Annotated in this window: 23 protein-coding genes; 11 read left to right on the plus strand and 12 right to left on the minus strand. The window is 57.5% G+C overall.

The features are described 5' to 3' along the window. Window positions 1–72 precede the first annotated feature (72 nt). Window positions 73–294 carry a hypothetical protein gene (locus ABLV17_RS17260; RefSeq protein WP_308957810.1) on the minus strand — a complete coding sequence of 74 codons (222 nt, stop codon included), beginning with the start codon at window positions 292–294 and terminating at the stop codon, window positions 73–75. Between the two features lie 210 nt (window positions 295–504). Between ABLV17_RS17260 and ABLV17_RS17265 the strand changes: the two genes are divergently transcribed. Continuing rightward, window positions 505–1,302, plus strand: a complete 798-nt coding sequence (locus tag ABLV17_RS17265) for an SDR family oxidoreductase (protein WP_308957811.1) — start codon at window positions 505–507, stop codon at window positions 1,300–1,302. On the opposite strand, the gene ABLV17_RS17270 is transcribed toward ABLV17_RS17265, so the two are convergent. After that, a complete protein-coding gene (locus ABLV17_RS17270) occupies window positions 1,295–1,849 on the minus strand; it encodes a TetR family transcriptional regulator (RefSeq protein WP_308957812.1) in 555 nt (184 codons plus the stop codon). The two genes, ABLV17_RS17265 and ABLV17_RS17270, sit on opposite strands and share 8 nt — an antisense overlap. 113 nt (window positions 1,850–1,962) lie before the next feature. Between ABLV17_RS17270 and ABLV17_RS17275 the strand changes: the two genes are divergently transcribed. Together ABLV17_RS17275 and ABLV17_RS17280 are read left to right on the plus strand one after the other, a co-directional pair. Continuing rightward, window positions 1,963–3,165 (plus strand): MFS transporter, encoded by a 1,203-nt coding sequence (locus ABLV17_RS17275; RefSeq protein WP_087859992.1) that lies wholly within the window; start codon window positions 1,963–1,965, stop codon window positions 3,163–3,165. Next, the gene (locus tag ABLV17_RS17280; RefSeq protein WP_271032242.1) at window positions 3,165–3,977 is read left to right on the plus strand and encodes a Cof-type HAD-IIB family hydrolase; all 813 of its coding nucleotides are present in this window, start codon (window positions 3,165–3,167) and stop codon (window positions 3,975–3,977) included. The genes ABLV17_RS17275 and ABLV17_RS17280 overlap by 1 nt, the downstream gene beginning before the upstream one ends. 40 nt (window positions 3,978–4,017) lie before the next feature. On the opposite strand, the gene kdeA is transcribed toward ABLV17_RS17280, so the two are convergent. Beyond that, the gene (kdeA, locus tag ABLV17_RS17285; RefSeq protein WP_015367543.1) at window positions 4,018–5,250 is read right to left on the minus strand and encodes a multidrug efflux MFS transporter KdeA; all 1,233 of its coding nucleotides are present in this window, start codon (window positions 5,248–5,250) and stop codon (window positions 4,018–4,020) included. A 303-nt stretch (window positions 5,251–5,553) separates the two neighbouring features. On the opposite strand from kdeA, the gene ybjG reads away from it, so the two are divergent. After that, a complete protein-coding gene (gene ybjG, locus ABLV17_RS17290; RefSeq protein WP_045359985.1) occupies window positions 5,554–6,147 on the plus strand; it encodes an undecaprenyl-diphosphate phosphatase in 594 nt (197 codons plus the stop codon). Between the two features lie 86 nt (window positions 6,148–6,233). After that, a complete protein-coding gene (gene deoR, locus ABLV17_RS17295) occupies window positions 6,234–6,992 on the plus strand; it encodes a DNA-binding transcriptional repressor DeoR (RefSeq protein WP_015367546.1) in 759 nt (252 codons plus the stop codon). 28 nt (window positions 6,993–7,020) lie between these two features. Here deoR and dacC read toward each other — a convergent pair whose 3' ends face one another. After that, window positions 7,021–8,223: a serine-type D-Ala-D-Ala carboxypeptidase gene (dacC, locus tag ABLV17_RS17300; RefSeq protein ID WP_271032343.1), complete on the minus strand. Its 1,203-nt coding sequence runs from the start codon at window positions 8,221–8,223 to the stop codon at window positions 7,021–7,023. 256 nt (window positions 8,224–8,479) lie between these two features. Here dacC and ABLV17_RS17305 point away from each other — a divergent pair, with 256 nt between their 5' ends. Continuing rightward, window positions 8,480–9,106: a glutathione S-transferase family protein gene (locus tag ABLV17_RS17305; RefSeq protein ID WP_087859996.1), complete on the plus strand. Its 627-nt coding sequence runs from the start codon at window positions 8,480–8,482 to the stop codon at window positions 9,104–9,106. A gap of 5 nt (window positions 9,107–9,111) precedes the next feature. Here ABLV17_RS17305 and ABLV17_RS17310 read toward each other — a convergent pair whose 3' ends face one another. The 3 genes from ABLV17_RS17310 to ABLV17_RS17320 form a co-directional block, all read right to left on the minus strand. Further along, on the minus strand, window positions 9,112–10,215 hold the full coding sequence (locus ABLV17_RS17310) for a PQQ-dependent sugar dehydrogenase (protein ID WP_348854516.1): 1,104 nt from the start codon (window positions 10,213–10,215) through the stop codon (window positions 9,112–9,114). 104 nt (window positions 10,216–10,319) lie between these two features. Further along, window positions 10,320–10,703, minus strand: a complete 384-nt coding sequence (gene bssR / locus ABLV17_RS17315) for a biofilm formation regulator BssR (RefSeq protein ID WP_015367550.1) — start codon at window positions 10,701–10,703, stop codon at window positions 10,320–10,322. 136 nt (window positions 10,704–10,839) lie between these two features. Beyond that, a complete protein-coding gene (locus ABLV17_RS17320; RefSeq protein WP_087859999.1) occupies window positions 10,840–11,730 on the minus strand; it encodes a Kdo hydroxylase family protein in 891 nt (296 codons plus the stop codon). 236 nt (window positions 11,731–11,966) lie between these two features. Between ABLV17_RS17320 and rimO the strand changes: the two genes are divergently transcribed. After that, complete coding sequence (gene rimO / locus ABLV17_RS17325; protein WP_047049075.1) at window positions 11,967–13,292, plus strand: 30S ribosomal protein S12 methylthiotransferase RimO; 1,326 nt, start codon at window positions 11,967–11,969, stop codon at window positions 13,290–13,292. 123 nt (window positions 13,293–13,415) lie between these two features. Here the strand turns inward: rimO and gsiD are convergent, their stop codons facing one another. The 5 genes from gsiD to iaaA are packed head-to-tail and all read right to left on the minus strand — an operon-like array spanning window position 13,416 to window position 19,680. Then, entirely contained in the window at window positions 13,416–14,327 is a 912-nt protein-coding gene (gsiD, locus tag ABLV17_RS17330) for a glutathione ABC transporter permease GsiD (protein ID WP_087860000.1), read from the minus strand. A gap of 1 nt (window position 14,328) precedes the next feature. Further along, on the minus strand, window positions 14,329–15,249 hold the full coding sequence (gene gsiC, locus ABLV17_RS17335) for a glutathione ABC transporter permease GsiC (protein ID WP_020079290.1): 921 nt from the start codon (window positions 15,247–15,249) through the stop codon (window positions 14,329–14,331). 46 nt (window positions 15,250–15,295) lie between these two features. Further along, window positions 15,296–16,837 carry a glutathione ABC transporter substrate-binding protein GsiB gene (gene gsiB, locus ABLV17_RS17340; protein WP_113374843.1) on the minus strand — a complete coding sequence of 514 codons (1,542 nt, stop codon included), beginning with the start codon at window positions 16,835–16,837 and terminating at the stop codon, window positions 15,296–15,298. Between the two features lie 33 nt (window positions 16,838–16,870). Further along, window positions 16,871–18,724, minus strand: a complete 1,854-nt coding sequence (gene gsiA / locus ABLV17_RS17345) for a glutathione ABC transporter ATP-binding protein GsiA (RefSeq protein ID WP_348854517.1) — start codon at window positions 18,722–18,724, stop codon at window positions 16,871–16,873. Between the two features lie 14 nt (window positions 18,725–18,738). Next, complete coding sequence (gene iaaA, locus ABLV17_RS17350; RefSeq protein WP_087860004.1) at window positions 18,739–19,680, minus strand: beta-aspartyl-peptidase; 942 nt, start codon at window positions 19,678–19,680, stop codon at window positions 18,739–18,741. Window positions 19,681–19,859: 179 nt separating this feature from the next. Between iaaA and moeA the strand changes: the two genes are divergently transcribed. The 4 genes from moeA to ABLV17_RS17370 all read left to right on the plus strand — a co-directional run bounded on the left by moeA (window position 19,860) and on the right by ABLV17_RS17370 (window position 25,342). Then, window positions 19,860–21,095 carry a molybdopterin molybdotransferase MoeA gene (moeA, locus tag ABLV17_RS17355; protein ID WP_213794643.1) on the plus strand — a complete coding sequence of 412 codons (1,236 nt, stop codon included), beginning with the start codon at window positions 19,860–19,862 and terminating at the stop codon, window positions 21,093–21,095. Next, window positions 21,095–21,850 carry a molybdopterin-synthase adenylyltransferase MoeB gene (moeB, locus tag ABLV17_RS17360; RefSeq protein WP_348854518.1) on the plus strand — a complete coding sequence of 252 codons (756 nt, stop codon included), beginning with the start codon at window positions 21,095–21,097 and terminating at the stop codon, window positions 21,848–21,850. Before moeA ends, moeB begins: the two co-directional genes overlap by 1 nt. A 156-nt stretch (window positions 21,851–22,006) precedes the next feature. Next, window positions 22,007–22,906, plus strand: coding sequence for a glycyl-radical enzyme activating protein (locus ABLV17_RS17365; RefSeq protein ID WP_348854519.1), 900 nt, complete (start codon window positions 22,007–22,009; stop codon window positions 22,904–22,906). Between the two features lie 3 nt (window positions 22,907–22,909). Beyond that, the gene (locus ABLV17_RS17370) at window positions 22,910–25,342 is read left to right on the plus strand and encodes a formate C-acetyltransferase/glycerol dehydratase family glycyl radical enzyme (RefSeq protein WP_348854520.1); all 2,433 of its coding nucleotides are present in this window, start codon (window positions 22,910–22,912) and stop codon (window positions 25,340–25,342) included. The last annotated feature ends 96 nt before the right edge of the window (window positions 25,343–25,438 follow it).

The raw sequence follows: 25,438 nt of genomic DNA on the forward strand, positions 1-25,438 counted from the left end.
AACACGCAATTTTTTCATCAGTACGATACGTTCTCCCTATGTTGTATAACTGATATATCCTCAACATGCCACTTAAATATCCCCTCTTAAATAATCGGCGATAAAGCTTATCAAGCACACCAGCGTAAAACAGATGGTGAAACCACCCAGCTTGAATAACCAGCCATCCAGAGCAATAAAACAAACCACAGCGGCGATAGAGAAGCTGCCTGTTCCGACAGCTTCAAATATATTGATTGCATGAATACAGATCTTTTTACATACATAGCTTGAAGAGAATCTTTTTGGTTTCATTGGCTCTCTCTTATCCCTGCATCAGGTAACCCAAGGCTAATCAAAAGCGCGTCTATTAGCCAGTGATAATTAAAATATTTACTTATTAAATCAACAAGTTAAACAAACACCTAATAAGAAAATCAATCACTAAACGTAAGTACCCCCTCCTTGCACAGTCTATTTTTTCACCCATACTTTGCTGATCCAGTCCCACATAAGGCACTCTCCATGTTGCTTAAAGATAAGACCGTGGTAATTTTCGGCGGCAGCGGCGCGATTGGCCGCGCGGCGGCGCTTGCCATGGCGAAAGAAGGCGCGCGGATCTTTCTGGCCGCCCGGCGGGCGGATAAGCTGGAAAAGGCGGCGGCTGAGATTCGCGCCGCTGGAGGTATCGTCGAGACTCTGCAACTGGATGTGCTGGATGGCGAGCAAACTGGCGCGCAGGTGGCCAACCTGGCCGGGAGAACCGGCGGGATTGATATTGTGGTTAATGCCACGGGCTTTCTCCACGATCAGGGGAAAACGCTGGAACAATTATCCCTTACCGAGTATCACCAGGGTTTTGTCCCCTTTCTCGATGCCCAATTTACTATTGCTAAGGCAGTAGCGCCGTGGATGGGTGGCGAACGCGCGGGCGTCATTATTACCACTATTCCTCCTTCCGCGACGATGGCCGTTCCTGGACACCTTGGCCATATCGTCGGCTGCGCCGCAATGGAAGCCTTTATCAAAGCATTGGCCAGCGAACTGGGGGCGAAAAATATCCGCGTGCTCGGCGTGCGGTCGCACGCAATAGCGGATGCGGCGCAGGCGGGTTCTTATACTGCCGAGGTGTTTGCGCCTAAAGCGCAGGCGCTGGGCTTGAGCGTTGAACAGTGGCTGGGTGGTGCGGCGCACGGCACGATGCTGCAGCGGTTGCCAACGCTTGCGCAGATAGCTGGGGTCATCACCTTTCTCGCCTCACCGTCGGCGGCGGCGATGACCGCCACGGTGGTTAACGTCACCGCGGGGGCGACGCTTAGCTAGCGCCATTCTCCCCTGCCAGCCGCGCGACCATCAGGCGAATCGCCGCTTTCGAAAGCGGCGCGCTATCGGTCACGAAGTGCAGCGTCATCCCCTCGATAAACGCATCCAGCCCACGCGCCGTCGCCGGTTCAAACCACTGCTCCAGCGTTTGCTGGCTGCGCAGCATCCAGCTCTGCATGACCGCTTTCAGCGCTGGTCGGCTGCTGCAAAACGCGTACAGCTGGTACATTAACTCCATATTACGCGCAGTGGTCACCTGAGCGCTGAATATAAGCTCGGCGATAGCGTCACAGGCCTGCTGGCGGCTGCCGACGCCGTCGAAAAATTGCTGATACTGCGCCGACATTTCGACGGTGAAGTTACGAAACGCTTCCTCAATCAGCGCCTCAATACCGCTAAAATAATAGGTCAGCGAGCCCAACGGTACCCCGGCGCAGCTGGCGATTTTACGGTGTGTTACCGCATGAATACCGTGTGTGGCGATGGTATCCAGCGTCGCCTGCAGGATGCGCTCGCGCCGCTGCGGATCGTTCGGTCTGCGGGTCATCGATGTGTTTTTCCCCTCTGTGCGCTATGCAAATCAAGCGATAGCGGAATGTGTACAAATGTACACAACCTTGTTACTGTTGTCTGCAACTCTTCTTTCTCGGGCGTTTATGGATGACGGCGCAAACTTCTCGCAAAGCCCTCCAGCTTCGGCTGTGGGCGCTATTTATGTTCTTCTTTATTCCCGGCTTATTGATGGCCTCCTGGGCCACCCGTACGCCCGCGATTCGCGATTTACTGACCCTTTCCACTGCTGAAATGGGAATGGTGCTATTTGGCCTGTCGATTGGTTCGATGAGCGGCATTCTCTGTTCAGCATGGCTGGTGAAGCGCTTCGGTACCCGTAAAGTCATCCGCACCACCATGCTGTGCGCCGTGGCGGGCATGCTGGTGCTAAGCTTCGCGCTGTGGCTCGCCTCCGCGCCGCTGTTCGCCTTCGGGCTGGCTATCTTCGGCGCCAGCTTCGGCTCGGCGGAAGTGGCGATTAACGTCGAAGGCGCCGCCGTTGAACGGGAAATGAATAAAACCGTGCTGCCGATGATGCACGGTTTTTACAGCTTCGGCACCCTGGTGGGCGCCGGCATCGGTATGGCGGTGACCGGTTTTGGCCTGCCCGCCGCGCCGCATATTCTGATCGCCGCGCTGGTAGCGATTGCCCCCATCGTTATCGCTATTCGCGCCATCCCCGACGGTACCGGCAAAAACGCCGCCGAATCCGCCCATAGCGAGGCCAAAGGCCTACCGGTCTGGCGCGACGTGCAGCTGTTGCTGATCGGGGTGATCGTGCTGGCAATGGCCTTTGCCGAAGGTTCCGCTAACGACTGGCTGCCCCTGCTGATGGTCGACGGCCATGGCTTTAGCCCTACTTCCGGTTCGCTGATTTACGCCGGTTTCACCCTCGGCATGACCCTCGGCCGCTTCACCGGCGGCTGGTTTATCGACCGCTACAGCCGCGTCACCGTCGTACGCGCCAGCGCGGTAATGGGCGCGCTGGGTATCGGGCTGATTATTTTTGTCGACAGCACCTGGGTTGCCGGGGTATCAGTACTGCTGTGGGGACTCGGCGCTTCGCTTGGTTTCCCGTTGACGATTTCCGCCGCCAGCGATACCGGCCCGGATGCGCCTAAACGTGTAAGCGTCGTGGCGATTACCGGCTACCTGGCTTTCCTCGTCGGGCCACCGCTGCTGGGCTTCCTTGGCGAACACTTTGGCCTGCGTAGCGCCATGATGGTGGTACTTGGCCTGGTGATGGTGGCGGCGCTGGTAGCCCGCGCGGTAGCCAAACCGCAGCCTGAACCTGTGATGGAGAATAGCTAATGAGCATCAAACTAATTGCGGTAGACATGGACGGCACCTTTTTAAGCGATGCCAAGACCTATAATCGCCCACGTTTTCTGGCGCAGTATCAGCGCATGCGTGAACAGGGTATTCGCTTTGTGGTCGCCAGCGGCAACCAGTATTACCAGCTGATATCGTTTTTCCCGGAGCTGGTCGATGAAATCGCCTTCGTCGCCGAAAACGGCGGTTGGGTGGTGAGCGGTAAAGAGGATATCTTTAACTGTCAGCTGCCGACGACGCATTTCAACGCCGTCGTCGACCACCTGCAAACGCTGCCCCATATCGAAATTATCGCCTGCGGCAAACACAGCGCCTATACGCTCAATAGCTATAACGACGAGTTAAAAGCGGTGGCGGCGAAGTACTATCACCGTCTCGAACTGGTGGATGATTTTAACCATCTCGATGACGCGATCCTCAAATTCGGCCTGAACGTGCCGGATCATCTGATTGCGCAAATTCAACCGAAGCTGCACGCGGCGCTGGGCGATATGGTTACCGCTGTAGCCACCGGCTACGGCAGTATCGATTTAATCATCCCTGGCGTGCATAAAGCCAACGGCCTGCGCATTTTGCAAGAGCGCTGGGGCATTGAGAACCATGAAGTGGTGGCCTTCGGCGATAGCGGTAATGATATTGAAATGCTGCAGCATGCCGGTTTTGGTTTCGCCATGGCGAATGCCAAAGCGGAGGTCAAAGCCGTCGCCAGTCATCATGCGCCGCATAATAACGAAGAAGGCGTATTGCAGATTATCGATAAGGTATTGAATCGCGAAGCGCCGTTCGCCTGATGAAACCCCGGATGCCTTTGGGCATCCGGGTTGCTAAGTATCACGCCTGCTGCGAACTGCCGACGCTTTTATCTTTCAGGAAGTAAATAATCAGCCCCAGCCATAGCACCCCGCCCAACAGGTTAAACAGGCTGAACAGGCCGTTGCCGCCAAGCTCATAAGCATGCTTGCTAAGCTCAATGCCTACGGTAAAGATCAGCATCTGCAGCATACCCATCGCCGCCGAAACCGTCCCTTTACTCATCTCGCTGGCGAACAGCGTTAAGCGCACCAGCCCGGCGTTAGCCAGGCCAATTCCGAAAGCGTAGAAGCTCAAACCAGCGGTCATCCACAGATAAGCATGGGACGAAACGACCGTGGCCGCCGCCGACAGGAGCAGGCCAAACATAATCGGCCAGCCGCCCATAATAATCAACGAGCGTACCGAGCGGCGCGAGGTCAGACGCGCCAGTACCAGGTTGCCGGCGATCAGCGCGCCGAAAATCGGCACCTGCAGCATGCCGTACTCATAGCTGGTGGCCTGCTCGCCGCTGATAATAATGACCGGTGATTGCGCAATCCACGCCAGCAGCGGCAGGCTAACAAAACCGGTCGCCAGCGCCCCGGCGACAAAGCGCAGGTTTTTCAGCACCAGACGATAGTCGCGCCCCAGCTCTTTTACCGACAGCTTTTCCCCCATCCGCGTCGCCGTTTCCGGCATCGCCCGCTGCAGCCCGACAAAGGAGATGGCCGCCAGCACGGCGAACAGCACAAACATCATCTCCCACGGCAGCATATGCACCCAGGCAGCGCCGACCAGCGGCCCGAGCAGCGGGGCAATTAGCGCGACGTTAGCCATCAGGGCGGTAATTTTGATGCATACCGCCTCCTCAAATGACTCCTGTATAGCCGCATAGCCCACCGCGCCGATAAAGCACAGGCTGATGCCCTGCAGGAAACGCAGCAGGGTAAATTGTTCAATGGTTTGCGCCAGCAGCGTCGCCAGACAGGTGACGATAAACCACACCACCCCGGTCAGCATCACCGGACGGCGGCCAATACGATCCGACAGCGGCCCCAGCAGCCACTGCAAAAACATCCCCCCCGCCAGATAGGCGGTCATAGAGGTAGGAACCCACTCATTGCCGACCTGAAACTCCTGCACCACCGCGAGCATACCCGGTTGGATCATATCGTTGCCGATATAGGTGGAGAATTCATATAACACAAGGCACAGCGGGAACAGCAACGCCTGACGACCGAGGCGTTTACCTGATAGCGAATAATTCTGCATGCAATCTCTTAATTAAAAAAAAATCGCGCAAAGTTTAATGAAAGTCGACCCGTGGAGATAGTGAATTGTGAGTGACAATGAAAAATATCGCCAGCCCACATTCCGGCATGAAACGAATATTTATATTTCGTTTATGTTTCAATGAGATTACAGCCGATATACTTTCTCGGTCGACATGCTGGCAAGGGCATCTGACAGGTATATTTCGTAACAAACTGATAATTAAGACAATGCTGCTTTACCTTATCGTTTCCTTTCAATAAGGTGAGCGGCTTATTGCCATCGTAACCAGAGACTGGAAGCATGCTGGAAAATATCAACTACGCGCTGTTTGCCCTGATTAACGCCACCCCGGCCTCCTCGTGGTGGGCGATTGAGGTCGCCACCTTTATTGCCAAAGACTTAATTATCATTGTGCCGCTGCTGGTGGTGGCGCTGTGGCTATGGGGGCCAAACCAGCGTCAGTTGGTATTCAAGGTCATGCTGGCCCTGGCCCTGAGCCTGTCTATTTCGTGGGTTATCGGTCATCTGTTTCCGCATGACCGGCCGTTTGTTGACGGCGTCGGCTATAACTTCCTGCATCATGCGGCGGATGACTCGTTCCCAAGCGATCACGGCACCGTCATCTTTACCTTCGCGCTGGCGTTTTTATTCTGGCACCGGGTGTGGTCCGGGGCGCTGCTGCTGGTCATCGCCTCGGCGATTGCATGGTCGCGCGTCTATCTCGGAGTACACTGGCCATTGGATATGCTGGGCGGGCTGCTGGCCGGCATGTGCGGCTGCCTTGGGGCGCAACTGCTGTGGCAGAGCGGCGGTCATGGCCTCTACCAATGGCTGCAACGTTTGTATCGTCTCTGCTTCTCGCTGCCGATTCGTAAAGGCTGGGTACGCGGCTAACGTCTGACAGGTGACGAACCCCTCGCTGCCGGGTAAAATCAAGCTGACGCCCTGCCCTTGCAGGGCGATTTTAGCTCAGAGGGTATATGGAAACTCGTCGTGACGAACGCATTAACCAGCTCATTCAGGCACTCAAGCGCAGCGATAAACTTCACCTGAAAGAAGCAGCCTCGCTGCTTGGCGTGTCGGAAATGACCATTCGTCGCGATTTGAACGGCCACAGCGGCCCGGTGGTGCTGTTGGGCGGGTATATTGTGCTGGAGCCGCGTAGCGCCACGCACTACCTGCTGAGCGATCAGAAAACCCGTCTGGTGGATGAAAAACGCCGCGCCGCGCGCCACGCCGCCGGGCTGCTTGAAGCGCATCAGATGGCCTTTTTTGACTGCGGCACCACGACGCCATGGATAATCGACGCTATCGATAACGAGCTGCCGTTTACCGGCGTGTGCTACTCGTTAAATACCTTTCTCGCCTTGCAGGAAAAACCGCTGTGCCGCGCTATTCTTTGCGGCGGCGAATTCCACGCCAGCAACGCCATCTTTCTGCCGCTTAGCCTGCAGGATACCCTGAGCCACCTCAGCCCGGATATCGCCTACTACTCCGCCGCCGGGATCGACTGCGAACAAGGCGCGACCTGCTATAACCTGGAAGAGCTGCCGGTGAAACACTGGGCCATGAATAATGCTCGCTACCATGTGCTGGTGGTCGATCACAGTAAGTTTGGCAAAGTGCGGCCGGCGCGGATGGGGGAGTTATCGCGTTTTGACGTCATCGCCAGCGACGTTCGCCCGGATGACGATCTGCTGGCGCTGGCGAAAGAAAAGCAAATTTCACTGCTGTACTAACCGCGCCCCATAGGGCGCGGCCTGTCGCTTAAGAGAACCAACTGCCGAACCAGCCGTGCAGTTTCATCAGCACGAAGTCGACCATGCGGCTGAAGAAGCCGCCCTCTTTCACTTCTTCCATGACGATCAGCGGGCGCTGTTCAATGGTTTTGTCATTGAGTTTAAAGTCGATGGTGCCCACCACCTGCCCTTTCGCCAGCGGCGCGGTGAGCTGCGGCTCAGTCAGGCTGTAGCTCGCTTTCAGGTTTTTCAACTGCCCGCGTGGAATAGTCACCGATCCGGATTCGCCGGCGCCCAGTTTGACTTCATTACTGTCACCGAACCACACGCGCTGAGAAATAAAGGTGGCATCCGGTTTGATTGGGGTAACGGTTTCATAGAAACGGAAGCCCCAGGTCAGCAGTTTTTCGGACTCATTAAAGCGGATACGGTCGGTTTTAGTGCCCAGTACTACCGCGATAAGGCGCATATCGCCCTGGGTGGCGGAAGAGACCAGGTTGTAGCCCGCGCCGGCGGTGGTGCCGGTTTTCACACCATCGGCATTGAGGTTGGTGCTCCACAGCAGACGGTTGCGGTTTGGCTGGCGGATTTTATTGAAGGTGAACTCTTTTTCTTTGTGTACCGCGTACTCTTCCGGCACATCATGGATCATCGCTTTGGTCAGCAGCGCCATATCGCGAGCGGTGCTGAACTGCCCCGGCGCGTCCAGGCCATGGACGGTTTTAAAGGTGGTGTTAGTCAGGCCGATTTTCTGCGCATAGCCGTTCATCAGGTTGACAAACGAATCCTGGCTACCGGCGACATAATCCGCAATGGCGATGCTGGCATCGTTACCGGACTGAATTATCACGCCCTTATTGAGGTCTTCAACCGATACCTGCATGCCTGGCTTCAGGAACATCACCGAGGAGCCGCGCAGCGCCGGGTTACCGGTGGCCCACGCATCGCGGCCGACGGTGACCGTATCGGTCAGTTTGATTTTGCCTGCTTTCAGCGCCTGGCCTACCACGTAGCTGGTCATGATTTTGGTCAGGCTGGCCGGGTCGAGTTTCTCGTCGGCATTGCCTTCACTCAATACTTTGCCGCTGGCATAGTCCATCAGGATCCAGGCTCGCGCATCAATCGATGGCGCATCCGGAAGTTGATCCGCCGCCTGCACAGCAGGGGCCACGAGAAGTAAAAGCGCGCAGCCTGCCGCGAGGCCGCGAAGGGAAAAAGCATCATGCGTCATAAGAGCCACCCAAGTATCCTTTCCAAACAAAATATGCCGCAACACTCTTGCCGCACAGCACAAGGCGGTGAGTAAAGCGTACAAATGACCTTAAAGAAACAGCGAGTTGGTAAAGTTTTTAAAGTTTACGCAATAACGACGCTGCCTGCTGAAAACAAGGCAATTTTTTTGATCGTGATTGCCTTAATATTAACTTTATTCCAACATGATTGCTCACCATGTTGCAACGGCGATTAAATAACATGCAGGAGCGGATATGATTACGTTATGGGGCAGAAATAATTCGACCAACGTGAAGAAAGTACGCTGGGTGCTGGCGGAACTGGATCTTCCTTATCAGCAGATTCTGGCGGGGCTGGAGTATGGTCTCAATCACGACCCGGAGTATCTGGCGATGAACCCGAACGGCCTGGTGCCGCTACTTAAAGACGATACCAATGGGCTGGTGCTGTGGGAATCCAACGCCATTATTCGCTATCTTGCCGCTCAGTACGGGCAAAACCGGCTGTGGGTAGAGTCGCCTGCGCAGCGCGCGCAGGGTGAAAAATGGATGGACTGGGCCAACGCCACGCTATCGCCGGCGCACCGTCCGGTATTAATGGGGCTGGTCAGAACGCCGCCGGACCAGCGCGATCCGGCGGCCATTGAGGCAGGTATTCACGCCTGTGAAGGGCTGTTCGCCATGCTCGACGATGAACTGGCGAAGCATGCCTGGCTTTCCGGCGATGAGTTCGGCCTTGGCGATGTGGCGGTGGCGCCGTTCGTTTATAACCTGCTGTCCATCCTCGACAGCTGGCAGCCGCGGCCCCATCTGCAGCGCTGGTACCAGCAAATCCAGCAGCGTCAGGCCTTCCGCGACGTGGTCATGATCCCGGTCACCTGAGGTGATTACTCCGGGCTGACCTTGAGCAGTTCACCGTCAGGCTCGTCGGTTAACAGGTACAGGTAACCGTCGGGCCCGACGCGCACATCACGAATGCGTTTGCCGCGATCTTTTAACAGCCGCGTCTCCTCGCTGAGGGTATTGCCGTCCACCGAGAGCACAATCAAGGACTCATCCTTCAGCGCGCCGATAAACAACTTGTGCCGCCACTGCGGGAAAGTTGACGCGTTGTAAAACGCCATCCCACTCAGCGCCGGGGAGACCGGCCAGACGTGCAGCGGCGGTTCGGTACCCGGCGCGCTCTTTCCTTTAGCTTCCGGGATAGGTTGACCGCTATAGTTAATGCCGTGCGTCGCCAGCGGCCAGCCGTAGTTTTTTCCGGCCAGAGGAATATTGATCTCATCGCCGCCGCGCGGGCCATGTTCGTTCAGCCACAGCGTATCGCTCCACGGATTCATCGCCATCCCCTGCGGGTTGCGAATACCATAAGCCCAAATTTCCGGTCTGATGCCAGTACGGCCGACGAAAGGATTATCTTTGGGGATTTCCCCCTGGTCAGTCAGGCGTACCACTTTCCCCTGCAGTTTATCGAGATCCTGCGCCGTCGGGCGCTGATTATTTTCGCCTAAACCGATAAACAGATGCCCTTTGCCATCGAAGACCATCCGCCCGCCGAAATGATTGCCAGAAGAGAGCTTCGGCTGCTGGCGGAAAACGGTTTTAAAATCGTCCAGGTTTTGCAGGTCGGCGCTGAGGCGGCCGTACCCCACCGCGGTACCCGCTTTGCCGTCATCGCCCGCTTCGGCATAGCTCAGCCATACCCGGCGCGACTGAGCAAAGTCCGGAGCCAGAACCACATCCAGCAGGCCGCCCTGGCCGTTGGCCCACACCTTCGGCACGCCGCGAATGGGCGCCGATAACCCTTTATCGAGCTGCCAGCGTTTAAGTTCGCCGCCGCGCAGGGTAATCAGCACGCCTTCATTGTCCGGCAGGAACGCCAGTGACCAGGGGTGGTCGAGGTTATCCTGCAGCACCTCAACGCGCGGCGCGGCCATCGCCGCCATGGGCAGCAGCACAGTCATGAGAGTTATTTTTAGATATCGGCGCATGGCGCACTCCTTTCGTCAGCATTGCTGATAAGGGTAGACAGCGTGGCCAGTCAGGCGGGGATTTTTACATAAACTTTAACAGGGGGAGTCGCCTCCCCCTGGATTCAGGCGTGGGTCATTGGCGCTGAGTTATTCAGAATGTGAATATTCATCGTCAATCCCGACAGACAGCGTTCTAGCTTCTCTACGTTAACGGCAATATAAGCCGGGCAATCATGATGCCCGCTCATCAGGCAAACCGCCGCCGAAGCGACGGACTCGCCGGCAAGACGGAAGGCTTCCATCTCTTCCGGCGCGATGGCGTGCTGCAAACGCGGCGCGTGTACGCGCAGTTCATGGCATAGCTCAAACAAGTTATCACGCAGATGGTCATTTTCGCTGACTGACATATAGCCTTTCGCTTTACGAAGCTGGAGATAAGCCGCCAGATCGATATTGGCATTAATCAGCTTATTCAAAAGGTTAGTGTAACGTCTGTCAACGCTCATCACGGTCCTCCTCTGTCGTCCATTACCATAATCATAGTATGGTCATTTTTTGCGCGGAATCATGAGCAAGGTCAATAATCCCACAGCAATTAACATTATTTACAATGTTACAACTTCAGAGGTTACGCCGCGTTGTTCAACTTACCAGCGGCTGGTTCATTAACTTTTCCAGCACCTTCAGCGGTGAATAATGCGGATTATGCATCGCGCTCACCGGCAGTTGGAAAGTCTGTTCCAGCATAAACTGGCCGCCCATCGCCGCGTGCGGCGTTTGATCGGAAAAGCAGATCCAGGTACTCCCCGCGGCAAACTCTACCGCCTGCTGTACGCCGTGCTGTTGATATTCCGGCGTACTTTTCATTTTGTCGTGCAACGCCAGCATCAGATGATCGTAATGGCTGCGTTTGCTTTTGGTGATCCCCACCGCCGATTGCAGCCAGCTGGCGAACGGCGACCACGGTTTCAGCGTCGGCAGAAAACGCGCAGCGAGCGTTTCAAAATGTTCGCCGGTGCGCCACAAACGCGGTTCACCGTGCGGATTGATGTTGCAAAATACGCGCAGAATGCGATCGCCATAAACCGGGCGCGACGGGAAAGCGTCGACGTGCAGGCGGGTATCATCTTTACGCCACGAGGTCGTGTCGCGCCAGGCGGTTATCGGATGCAGCCGCAGACTGGTTTGCGGGCGATAAAGCGCTTCGCGGTATCCGGGCAGCAGTGCATCAATCAGGCGCAACGTGGATTGATAGTAACGTTCGGTCAGCTGCAGTACCGCCGGGGCTTTCGCCGCGTCCGCTACTCCTTTAATTTCACGCTTTTGTGGCTGATAGCTAATGTTCTTACGCTTCGGCGATACTAAATCGGTATTGAGTAATTCGCGCTCTTCGGCAGTCAGCGAAAAATCCAGATTCGGTAAATAGAGGACGTTGCCCTCTTCCAGCGAGTGCTGAATTGACGATGGCTGCGGCGGAATATCCAGATGGGTAAAGGGTAATGTAGTAAGGGCCAGCGGACTACTCGTGGTCATTGTTATGCTCCTTGCCGCATGGGTTTATCAGTTTTGGCTCCGGCCATAGGCAAGGTTAACAGAATGTTATTAAACATAAGGTCAATGTAAAGGAGATAATGGTTTTAAATACCATAGCTGAGTTTTTTTGCCGTAAAGCTTTTTCATCATTCATCGTCCCCTGGCTATACTCTTTTTCGCAAAGATCTGTAGAATTCCTGCCCTGACCATTCCAATAAATGAACATTTTTTAAGCTATGAGCAATGTCACGCACCAGCCGAAAATCGGCTTCGTCTCCCTGGGCTGCCCGAAAAACCTGGTAGACTCAGAACGTATCCTCACCGAACTGCGTACCGAAGGGTATGACGTGGTTCCCAGCTACGACAACGCCGATATGGTTATCGTCAACACCTGCGGCTTTATCGACAGCGCCGTGCAGGAATCGCTTGAAGCGATCGGCGAAGCCTTAAAAGAAAACGGCAAAGTGATCGTTACCGGCTGCCTCGGCGCGAAAGAAGATCAAATCCGCGAGGTGCATCCGAAGGTGCTGGAAATTACCGGTCCGCATAGCTACGAGCAGGTGCTGGAGCACGTTCACCACTATACGCCGAAGCCGAAGCATAACCCGTTCCTCAGCCTGGTGCCGGAACAAGGCGTCAAGCTGACGCCGCGTCACTACGCGTACTTGAAAATCTCGGAAGGCTGCAACCATCGCTGCACCTTCTGCATTATCCCGTCAATGCGCGGCGATCTGGTGAGCCGCCCAATTGGCGAAGTGCTGGCGGAAGCCAAACGCCTGGCCGATGCCGGGGTGAAAGAACTGCTGGTGATTTCGCAGGACACCTCCGCCTATGGCGTTGACGTCAAGCACCGCACCGGTTTCCACAACGGCATGCCGGTGAAAACCAGTATGGTCAGCCTGTGTGAAGAGCTGGCGAAACTCGGTATTTGGGTACGTCTGCACTACGTCTACCCGTATCCTCACGTTGACGATGTGATCCCGCTGATGGCGGAAGGCAAGATCCTGCCGTATCTCGACATTCCGCTGCAGCACGCCAGCCCGCGCATCCTGAAACTGATGAAGCGCCCAGGTTCCGCAGACCGTCAGTTGGCGCGTATTAAACAGTGGCGCGAGATCTGCCCGGATCTGACTCTGCGTTCCACCTTTATTGTCGGTTTCCCGGGCGAAACGGAAGAAGACTTCCAGATGCTGCTCGACTTCCTGAAAGAAGCGCGTCTGGACCGCGTTGGCTGCTTCAAGTACAGCCCGGTTGAAGGCGCCACCGCCAACGAACTGGCGGATCAGGTACCGGAAGAGGTGAAAGAAGAGCGCTGGAACCGCTTTATGCAGCTGCAACAGCAGATTTCCGCCGAGCGTCTGCAGGAAAAAGTGGGCCGCGAAATTATGGTGCTGGTCGATGAAGTCGATGAAGAAGGCGCGATCGGCCGCAGTATGGCCGATGCCCCGGAAATCGACGGCGCGGTCTATCTAAACGGTGAAACCAACGTTAAACCGGGCGACGTGCTGCGGGTGAAAGTCGAGCACGCCGACGAATACGACCTGTGGGGTACCCGGGTCTAATCCCGCTTCCCGGATAGCGGCTTGCGCCTTATCCGGGCTACCAAACCGCTCAGACCTGTAGCCCTGCCAAGCGTAGCGCAGGCTGGGCTAACCTACCAACTTTGCTACCGCCGTACTTGTCTCCTATCCCTTTATCTTCGGATCCAGCGCATCGCGCAGGCCGTCGCCCAACAGATTAAACGCCAGCACCGTCAGGAAAATGGCGATCGCCGGGAATAACGCCACATGCGGCGCCATCACCATATCCGCGCGCGCTTCGTTCAACATCGCCCCCCATTCCGGCGTCGGCGGCTGCGCGCCAAGGCCGAGGAACGACAGGCTGGCGGCGGAGATAATCGACACGCCGATGCGCATGGTAAAATAGACCACTATCGACGACACCGTACCGGGCAAAATATGGTTGAACAGAATAGTCGAATCGCTGGCGCCAATACTGCGCGCCGACTCAATAAACGTCTGCTGCTTCAGAACCAGCGTATTGCCACGCACCAGGCGGGCGAACGCCGGAATTGAAAAAATCGCCACCGCGATAATCACGTTGGCCATCCCGCTGCCCATCACCGCCACCACCGCAATCGCCAGCAGAATGCCGGGAAAAGCAAATAGCACATCACAGATGCGCATGGTGATACGGTCCCACCAGCCTTCGTAGTACCCGGCCAGCAGGCCGAGCACGGTGCCAATCAGCGCGCCAATCAGTACCGCCAGTACCCCAGCGGCCAGCGAAATCTGCGCACCTACCAGCACCCTACTGAAGATATCGCGCCCCAGCGAATCAACGCCGAACCAGTGCACCATTGACGGCCCTTCGTTCAGGCGATCGTAATCGAAATAGTTTTCCGCGTCATACGGCGCTATCCACGGCGCGATAATCGCGACAACAATCAGCAACAGCACAAATATGCCCGCCGCCATCGCCACCGGCTGGCGACGAAAACGCCGCCAGAACTCATGCCACGGCGTGCGGATCTGTCCGGGCTTAACGCCCGGCATGGCGTTGATAACCGCTTCCCTTCTCCAGTTGAGCAATCTCACCTTACTTGTACCTGATAGCCGGGTTAATGGCGGCATACAGCACGTCCACCACTAAGTTGATAAGAATGAACTCCAGCGAAAACAGCAGCACTTCCGCCTGAATCACCGGGTAATCGCGCATCTCCACGGAGTCCACCAGCAGTCGCCCAAGCCCCGGCCAGTTGAAGACCTTCTCCACCACAATGGAGCCGCCGAGCAAAAAACCGAACTGTAGCCCCATCATGGTCACTACCGGGATCATCGCGTTGCGCAGGCCGTGCTTCAACACCACCAGCGTTTCGCTCACCCCTTTGGCCCGCGCGGTACGCATGTAATCCTCATGGAGCACGTCAACGAACGACGCGCGGGTGAAGCGCGCCATCACCGATGCCACCGCGGCGCCAAGGGTCAACGACGGCAGAATATAGTGCCGCCAGCTGTCGGCGCCGACCGTCGGCAGCCAGCCGAGCTCCACGGAAAAGACCTGCATCAGCAGCATACCGAGAGCGAACGCCGGGAAGGAGATACCGGTTACCGCCAGCGCCATCCCCAGCCGATCCGGCCAGCGATTGCGCCACACCGCCGCGGCAATCCCCGCCGCCATGCCGAACAGCACCGCCCAGCTCATACTGGCAAGCGTTAACCATAGCGTCGGCATGAAGCGGCTGGCGATTTCGCTGGTCACCGGGCGGCGCGAAGCCATCGAGATACCGAAATCACCCTGCAATACATTGGTGATGTAGTGCCAGAACTGGACATGCAGCGGCTGGTCGAGCCCCAGCTGCTGGCGTACCATCGCCACCACCTGCGCATCGGCTTCCGGCCCGGCAATCAGCCGCGCCGGATCGCCCGGCAGCATATGTACAAACAGGAACACCAGCACGGCGACGATAAACAGCGTCGGAATGAGCCCCAGCAGGCGCTTCAGAACGTAATTCAGCATCGCCCCCTCCCATTTCGGCAGAGGGAACGCGTGAGCATAAGCATTATCACTGCGTTAAGTCCGCCTGCTCGAAGCTAAAACCGGTATCCGGCTGAATATAAAACCCGGTCAGGTTTTTGCTATGCGCCGATACCAGCTTTTCCACCACCAGCGGCACCCACGGCGACTCTTTCCAGATAATGTCCTGCGCATCTTTATAGAATTTGGTCTTCTGTTGCGCATCGGTCGTTTTCAGCGCCTCGCTCAGGTCTTTATCGACCTGCGGGTTGCTGTAAAAGGCGGTGTTAAACAGGGTCGGCGGCCAGTTTTGTGAGGCGAATAGCGGCGACAGCGCCCAGTCGGCTTCGCCAGTCGACGCTGACCAGCCGGTGTAGAACATCCGTACCCCGCTCTCTTTCTGCCCCTTGCCTTCAACCTGCGCCGCACGCTGTCCGGCATCCATCGCCGTCACCTGCGCTTTAATACCCACCTGCGCCAGCTGCTGCTGGGTAAACTGCAGCACCTTCTGCGCGGTGCTGTGATTATGCGATGACCACAGCGTGGTGCTGAAGCCGTTAGGGAAACCGGCTTCTTTCAGCAACTGACGGGCCTTCGCCGGGTCGTAAGGCCATGCGCTGTAGGTCTGGGCGTAGGCAATAGAAGGCGGCACGACGCCGGTCGCCGGGGTGGCGTATCCGGCAAACGCGACCTTAACCAGCGCCTGACGGTTAATCGCGTAGTTGATGGCTTCCCGCACCTTCGGATTATCGAACGGCTTCTGCGTTACGTTCATGCTGATATAGCGCTGCATAATCGACGGGCTGGCCACCAGCTCCAGCTTGCTGTTTTTCGCCAGCAGCGGCGCCTGCTCGTAAGGGATCGGGAAAGCGAACTGCGCCTCGCCGGTTTGCAGCATCGCCGCACGGGTGTTGTTATCGACCACCGGGCGCCAGGTAATGGAATCCAGCTTCGGCAGCCCCGGCTGCCAGTAACCATCAAACTTGCTGACTTTGACGAAATCGGTCTGATTCCAGGTGTCGAGCTTATACGGCCCGGTACCTACCGGGTGGAAGCCGATCTCCTTGCCATATTTTTTCAGCGCCGCCGGCGAAATCATCGCCGTCGCCGGATGGGCAAGAATATTGATAAACGCCGAGAACGGTTGTTTGAGCGTGATTTTGACCGTCGTCGGATCCACCGCCTCGGTGCTGGCGATATCCTTATACAGGTTATAGCGTTTGAGATGGTTATCCGGATTGCTGGCGCGGTCGAGATTCGCTTTCACCGCTTCGGCGTTAAAATCGGTGCCATCCTGGAATTTCACCCCGCTGTGTAGCTTGATGGTATACACCAGCCCATCCGCCGAGACGGTATAGCTCTCCGCCAGTACGTTTTGCAGCTTCATCTCTTTATCAAGGCCGAACAGGCCTTGATAAAACGACTTCGCCACCGCCTGCGATAAGGTATCGTTCGCGTCATAGGGATCGAGGGTCGTGAAGTTGGAACCGACCGCGACCACCACATCTTTCGCGGCGAAGGCCGGCGTCGCCGCCAGCGCCGAGGCGATGCCAAGCGCCAGTAGCCATTTGCGTGTAACAGGTTGAGTCATGTTGTTATGCTCCTGCAAGAGTGCGTTAGGTTGTTATCGGCTCAGTACATCGGCGGGCTCGCGGGCGACATAATGTCCCGGCGCTACCAGCTGTAACGGCGCGCTGTCGATTTCTTCTCCCGGTTTATAGATATTCCCCGGCAGCTCGTCAGAGAGTAATACGCGCTGCGGTTGACGATGCGCCGGGTCGGCGACCGGCACCGCCGCCATCAGTTTACGGGTGTAAGGATGCTGCGGGTTTTCAAACACGGCGCGACGCGGGCCAATCTCCACGATCCGCCCGCGATACATTACCGCTACGCGGTGGCTGATGCGCTCCACCACCGCCATGTCATGGGAAATAAACAGAAATGCGATGCCCATTTCACGCTGTAAATCGAGCAGCAGATTAATAATCTGCGCGCCAATCGACACGTCCAGCGCCGACACCGACTCATCGGCGATCACCACTTTCGGATTGAGCGCCAGTGCGCGGGCGATACAGATACGCTGCCGCTGGCCGCCGGAAAACTCATGCGGATAACGCCACGCGTGTTCCGCCTCCAGCCCCACGCGCTGCAACAGCCAGGCGACGCGTTCGCGAGCCGCATCCCCTTCCAGCAAACCATGCACGCGCAGCGGCTCCATAATGGAATAACCGACCGTCTGCCGCGGATCGAGCGAGGCGTAAGGATCCTGAAAAATAAACTGAATGTCGCGGCGCAGCGTCTGCAGCTTGCCGCCGGACAGCGCATCAATACGCTGGCCGTTAAAGGTGATACTGCCGCCCTGCGCTTCCACCAGCCGCAGCAGCGCCCGCCCGGTGGTCGATTTACCGCAGCCTGATTCACCGACCAGCGACAGCGTTTCGCCCGGCCACAGATCGAAACTCACTTTTTCCACCGCGTGCACTTCGCGGGTGACGCGGTTGAGAATACCGCCGCGGATCGGGAAACGCGCGACCAAATCGCGCACCTGTAAAATCGGTTTGCCGGCGACCACGGTATTCTGTTCCGGCTGCTGGGTCACACCGTCGTTGAGCAGCGGGAAGCGCCGCGGTAAATCGCTGCCGCGCATTGAGCCGAGCTTCGGTACCGCCGCCAGTAGCGCCTGGGTATAAGGGTGCTGCGGGGCGCGAAAAATATCGTCGACGCGCCCGCTTTCAACCGCTTCGCCGCGATACATCACCAGCACACGATCGGCGATCTCCGCCACCACGCCCATATCGTGAGTGATAAACATCACCCCCATCGCCATCTCTTTTTGCAATGCGGCGATAAGCTGCAGGATCTGCGCCTGAATAGTGACGTCCAGCGCGGTGGTAGGTTCATCGGCAATCAGTACCGCCGGTCGACACGATAACGCCATGGCGATCATCACCCGCTGGCGCATGCCGCCGGAAAGCTGATGCGGGTAACGTGAAAGCATCGCTTCCGCTTCCGGAATACGCACCCGTTCGAGCATCTTTTTAGCTTCCCGCAGCGCCTGGTCATGCCGCAGTCCCTGATGTAGCCGAATAGACTCGGCAATTTGTTCGCCGATGGTGAATACCGGGTTCAGCGAGGTCATCGGCTCCTGAAAAATCATCGCCACGTCCGCGCCGCGAACCTGACGCATTTGACCTGCCGTTTGCGCGTTGATATCAATCACCTGACGGTTACGTCGGCGCAGCAGCAACGCCTCGCTGCTGACTTCGCTGACCGCCTCGTCGAGCAGGCGCATCAGCGCCAGGGCGGTCACCGACTTTCCGGAACCGGACTCGCCGACAATCGCCAGCGTCTCGCCGCGGCGGAGGCTAAATGACAGGTTACGCACCGCAGAAACGCGCTGCCGCTGCTGGCTAAAGGCGACGTTAAGATCGCGTACCACCAGCACATCGTCTTCATCAATTTCATGGCTTTGCGGCAAACTCGCTTCTCCTTTTATTCGCGATAAATTCCAATCGTCGGCGTATCGCCCGCATAACACCACGCCCGGTACATCCCTTCACTGTTGAATGGCAGCACCACATTCCCCTCGCGGTCAACGGCGATAAGGCCTCCGCTGCCGCCCAGCGCCGGCAGTTTTTCCTGCACCACTCGCTCGCAGGCCTCAAACAGGCTGAGATTGCCGTACTCCATCAACGCCGAAATGTCGTAAGCAGCGAGCGTGCGCATGAACACTTCGCCAGTGCCGGTGCAGGAGACCGCGACGCTGGCATTATTGGCATAGCAGCCGGCGCCCGGCAGCGGGCTATCGCCGACGCGACCGGGCAGTTTATTAGTCATTCCGCCGGTGGAGGTCGCTGCCGCCAGATTACCGGCCAGATCCAGCGCCACCGCGCCAACGGTGCCCATTTTGTGGCGTTCGTCGAGCGGCGCGGCATGGTGGTCGAGAATAATCTCGCCGCCCTCTTTCGCCTGCTGCAACTGCAGAAGCCGCTCGGTGGTAGAAAATAACTCGTTTTCAACAAGCGTCATCCCGCGCGAGGCGGCAAACTTTTCCGCCCCTTCGCCGATGAGCAGCACGTGCGGGCTCTCTTCCAGCACCAGACGCGCCGCCAGCACCGGGTTACGCAGATGCTTTACGCCAGCCACCGCGCCGGCCTGCAGGCTATAGCCATCCATCACGCAGGCATCCAGTTCGTGCGTTTGATCGTGGGTAAATACCGAGCCTATCCCGGCGTTAAACAGCGGGCACTCTTCCAGCAGACGTACCGCTTCTGTCACCGCATCCAGCGCGCTGGCGCCTGCTGCCAACATTTTTTGCCCACTGTCGACGATGGCCGACAGCGCGGCTACATACTCGCGTTCGCGCTCCGGCGACATCTGCGCTCGGCTAATCGCGCCGGCGCCGCCGTGGATTGCTATTACCGCCTTACCCATTCGATCTTTCCTTTGCCATAAACTGTATAGATATCATTATACTGACTAACCTTTTATACATTTTTTGAATATAGAAAGAGCATCCGGTGATGTAAAGCCTCGTACCGCAGTGGCATACAGTCGCCGGCGCTTTTCTGCCATAATAGGCGTTTTCGACGTTTTGCCAGCAGGAGTAACCCATGGATTTTACCGCCGGACTGATGCCGCTCGACACAGCCCTGACTCAGATGCTCGACCGTATTTCGCCGCTGCAGGCCACGGAAACCCTGCCGCTGCTGCAGGCCTTTTCGCGCGTGACCGCCCATGATGTCGTTTCGCCGCTGGACGTACCCGGTTTTGATAACTCAGCGATGGACGGCTATGCCGTGCGCCTGGCCGACCTCACCGACGGCGCGTCGCTGCCGGTTGCCGGTAAGGCCTTTGCCGGCCAACCGTTCCACGACGCCTGGCCGGCGGGCACCTGTATCCGCATCATGACCGGCGCGCCGGTGCCTGAAGGCTGTGACGCGGTGGTCATGCAGGAAGAAACGGAACAAAGCGATGCGGGCGTGCGCTTCATCGCGCCGGTGAAAGCCGGGCAAAATATACGCCGGCGCGGCGAAGATATCGCCAACGGCGCGGTAGTATTCCCGGCAGGGACTCGTCTTACCGTTGCGGAACTGCCGGTGCTGGCATCGCTGGGTATTGCCGACGTCGAGGTCGTGCGTAAAGTGCGCGTCGCGGTCTTCTCGACCGGGGATGAACTCCAGTTGCCGGGCCAACCGCTCGGCGACGGCCAGATTTATGACACTAACCGCCTGGCGGTACATCTGATGCTCGAACAGCTGGGCTGCGAGGTCATCAACCTCGGTATTATTCCTGACGATCCGGCGAAGCTGCGCGACGCTTTTATCGCCGCCGACCAGCAGGCCGATGTAGTGATTAGTTCCGGCGGCGTCTCCGTGGGCGAAGCCGATTACACCAAAACTATCCTCGAAGAACTGGGCGAGATCGGCTTCTGGAAGCTGGCGATTAAGCCGGGTAAACCGTTCGCCTTCGGCAAGCTCAGCAACAGCTGGTTCTGCGGCCTGCCGGGCAATCCGGTTTCCGCCACCTTAACCTTCTATCAACTGGTACAGCCGCTGCTGGCCAAGCTCTCCGGCAACCGCGGTCAAACCCAGCCGATGCGTCTGCGCGTGCGCGCCGCCAGCCGGCTGAAAAAATCGCCGGGCCGCCTCGACTTCCAGCGCGGCGTGCTGCAGCGCAATCCGGAAGGCGAACTGGTGGTGAGCACCACCGGCCATCAGGGCTCGCACATTTTCAGCTCATTCAGCCTCGGTAACTGCTTTATCGTACTGGAGCGCGAACGCGGCAACGTCGAAGCGGGCGAATGGGTCGAAGTCGAGCCCTTTAATCACCTGTTTGGGGGGCTGTAATGGCCGTTGAGCTGAGCGACGAGGAGATGCTGCGTTATAACCGGCAGATCGTACTGCGAGGGTTTGATTTCGACGGTCAGGAGCGGTTAAAAGCCGCTCGCGTGCTGGTCGTCGGCCTCGGCGGGCTCGGCTGCGCCGCCGCTCAATACCTGGCGGCAGCCGGGGTGGGTCAGCTCACCCTGCTGGATTTCGATACCGTTTCGTTATCCAATCTACAACGTCAGACGCTGCACAGCGACGCGACCATCGGCCAGCCGAAGGTGGATTCTGCCCGCGATGCGCTGGCGCGCATTAACCCGCACGTCCGGCTGGTCACCATCGATGCAATGCTGGATGACGCGGCGCTGGCAACGCAGATTGCCGACCACCATCTGGTGCTGGACTGTACCGACAACGTTGCTGTTCGCAATCAGCTTAACGCCGGCTGCTTCCAGCACAAAACCCCGCTGGTCTCCGGCGCGGCGATTCGTATGGAAGGGCAAATCAGCGTCTTTACCTATCAGGACGGCGAGCCATGCTATCGCTGCCTGAGCCGCCTGTTCGGCGAAAACGCCCTCACCTGCGTCGAAGCCGGGGTGATGGCGCCACTGGTCGGCACTATCGGTTCGCTGCAGGCCATGGAGGCGATTAAACTGCTGACCGATTACGGCACTCCCGCCAAGGGCAAAATCGTGATGTATGACGCGATGAGCTGCCAGTTTCGCGAAATGAAGCTGATGCGTCACCCGCAGTGCGAGGTGTGCGGTTCGCATTAAATTCCAACCGCCGGCGAGGCAGGTCGCCGGTTATTTTGTGAACCACGCCGTTCTTTTTCTTCCCGTCTCTTTTACCCACTCTGATTGTTGATTTGCGTCAATATAACTTTCATTCGAAAGTTATTTAATCTTCATATGCAAATAAGAGGGTAAATCATGATCTTCAACATCCAGCGCTACTCCACCCATGACGGCCCGGGGATCCGTACCGTCGTATTCCTTAAAGGCTGTTCGCTGGGCTGCCGTTGGTGTCAGAACCCGGAAAGCCGCGCCCGCAACGAAGACCTGCTGTACGACGCGCGGCTGTGTCTTGACGGCTGCGAGCTGTGCCAGCAGGCGGCGCCGGAGGTGATTATCCGTACCCTCGACGGCCTGATTATCCATCGGCAAAACGTCAACGAGCGCCATATTGCCGCGCTACGCGACTGCTGCCCCACTACCGCGTTGACGGTCTGCGGCGAGGAAAAAAGCGTGGCGGAAATTATGGCGACGGTGCTACGCGATAAGCCGTTTTACGATCGCAGCGGCGGCGGCATTACCCTTTCCGGCGGCGAGCCCTTTATGAACCCGACGCTGGCGCAGGCGCTGTTCGAAGCCAGCCATCAGGCGGGCATTCACACCGCCGTGGAAACCTGCCTGCACGTACCGTGGAAGTACATTGAACCCTCTTTACCGTTTGTCGATCTGTTTCTGGCCGACCTGAAGCACGTCGATGACGCCGTCTTCCAGCAGTGGACCGACGGCAGCGCCCGCCGGGTAATGAATAACCTGCAGCGCCTGGCGCAGGCAGGGAAAAAAATCATCATTCGCGTCCCATTAATTCAGGGATTTAACGCCAACGAAGCCGACATTACCGCGATTACCGATTTTGCCGCCGACCGCCTGAAGGTCAGCGAAATCCATTTCCTGCCGTACCACACGCTGGGAATGAATAAATACCAATTACTCAGTCAGCCCTATACCGCACCGGAAAAACCGCTGGCCGCTCCCGAGCTACTGGCCTTTGCGCAGCAGTACGCGCAAAGCAAAGGTTTAACGGCGACCCTACGAGGATAACTTATGACCACCTTAAAACTGGATACTCTGAGCGCCCGCATTCAGGCGCATAAAATGGCGCTGGTACATATCGTTAAGCCGCCGGTCTGTACCGAGCGCGCCCAACACTATACCGTCGCCTATCAGCAACATCTCGATAAACCGATTCCGGTACGTCGCGCGCTGGCGCTGGCGCATCACCTGGCGGAACGCACTATCTGGATCAAGCACGATGAGCTGATCGTCGGCAACCAGGCAAGCGAAGTTCGCGCCGCGCCGATTTTCCCGGAATATACCGTCAGCTGGATTGAGAAAGAGATAGACGATCTCGCCGACCGTCCGGGCGCCGGTTTCTCGGTCAGCGAAGAGAATAAGCGCGTATTACATGAAGTGTGCCCATGGTGGCGCGGGCAGACCGTTCAGGACCGCTGCTACGGCATGTTTACCGACGAACAAAAAGCGCTGCTCGCCACCGGTATTATCAAAGCCGAAGGTAACATGACCTCCGGCGACGCCCACCTGGCGGTCAACTATCCGCTGCTGCTGGAAAAAGGGCTCGACGGCATGCGCGCGAAAGTCGCTGAGCGCCGCTCGCGTATTAATCTGACGGTGCTGGAAGATCTGCACGGCGAACAGTTTTTGAAGGCGATCGATATCGTGCTCGCGGCAGTGAGCGAACACTGCAAACGCTTCGCTACGCTGGCGCGCGACATGGCGGCGCAGGAGCCGCGCGAATTGCGCCGCGACGAGCTGCTGGCGATCGCCGAAAACTGTGAAGTTATCGCCCACGAGCCGCCGAAAACCTTCTGGCAGGCGCTGCAGCTCTGCTACTTCATTCAGTTGATCCTGCAGATTGAATCCAACGGCCACTCGGTCTCCTTTGGCCGCATGGACCAGTACCTTTATCCGTACTACCGCCGCGACGTTGAACTGCAGCAATCGTTGGATCGCGAACAGGCCATTGAGCTGCTGCATTGCTGCTGGCTGAAGCTGCTGGAGGTCAACAAAATTCGCTCTGGCTCGCATTCCAAAGCTTCTGCCGGTAGCCCGCTATACCAGAACGTCACCATCGGCGGGCAAAATCTGGTCGACGGCCAACCGCAGGACGCCGTCAACCCGCTGTCGTACGCGATCCTCGAATCCTGCGGCCGCCTGCGCTCTACCCAGCCGAACCTCAGCGTGCGTTACCATGCCGGGATGAGCAACGACTTCCTCGACGCCTGCGTTCAGGTGATCCGCTGCGGTTTCGGCATGCCGGCGTTTAATAACGATGAAATCGTCATTCCGGAATTTATCAAGCTCGGCGTTGAGCCGCAGGACGCCTACGATTACGCCGCTATCGGCTGCATCGAAACCGCGGTCGGCGGCAAATGGGGCTATCGCTGCACCGGCATGAGCTTTATTAACTTCGCGCGGGTGATGCTGGCGACGCTGGAAGGCGGCCGCGATGCCACCAGCGGCCAGGTATTCCTTGCCCAACAACATGCGCTGTCGAAAGGCAACTTCGCTAACTTCGACCAGGTGCTGGAAGACTGGGACACCCAGATCCGCTACTACACCCGTAAATCCATCGAGATTGAGTACGTTGTCGATACCATGCTGGAAGAGAACGTCCACGATATTCTTTGCTCAGCGTTAGTTGATGACTGCATCGAACGGGCGAAAAGCATCAAGCAGGGCGGCGCGAAATATGACTGGGTTTCCGGCCTGCAGGTCGGGATCGCCAACCTCGGCAACAGCCTGGCGGCGGTGAAAAAACTGGTCTTCGATCAGGGCGTTATCGGCCAGCAGGAGCTGGCGAAGGCGCTGGCGGAAGATTTTGCCGGCCTGACCCATGAGCAGTTACGTCAGCGCTTGATCAACGGCGCGCCGAAGTACGGTAACGACGACGATAGCGTCGATATTCTGCTAGCGCGGGCCTATCAGACCTATATCGACGAGCTGAAGCAGTACCATAACCCGCGTTACGGCCGCGGCCCGATTGGCGGTAACTATTACGCCGGTACGTCGTCTATCTCCGCGAACGTCCCGTTCGGCGCGCAAACCATGGCGACGCCGGATGGCCGCAAAGCGCACGCGCCGCTGGCGGAAGGGGCCAGCCCGGCCTCCGGTACCGATCACCTGGGGCCCACGGCGGTTATCAGTTCGGTAGGCAAACTGCCGACCGGCGCGATCCTCGGCGGCGTGCTGCTCAACCAGAAGCTAAATCCTTCCACGCTGGAGAACGAGTCCGATAAGCAGAAGCTGATGGTGCTGCTGCGTACTTTCTTTGAAGTGCACAAAGGCTGGCATATTCAGTACAACATCGTGTCACGCGAAACGCTGCTGGAAGCCAAGAAACACCCTGACCAGTACCGAGATTTAGTGGTCCGCGTCGCCGGATACTCGGCGTTCTTCACCGCCCTGTCGCCGGATACTCAGGACGATATTATCGCCCGTACCGAGCATACGCTGTAAGGAAAATACCCGGCCGGCGCTGCGCTGAGCCGGGTGACATCTTCTGTACCCGTTGAAAATGGGATAAACTTTCATTCGAAATAAATTTGTGCTCCC

It is taken from the genome of Klebsiella sp. CN_Kp091 (assembly GCF_040065095.1).
Lineage (GTDB): Bacteria > Pseudomonadota > Gammaproteobacteria > Enterobacterales > Enterobacteriaceae > Klebsiella > Klebsiella aerogenes.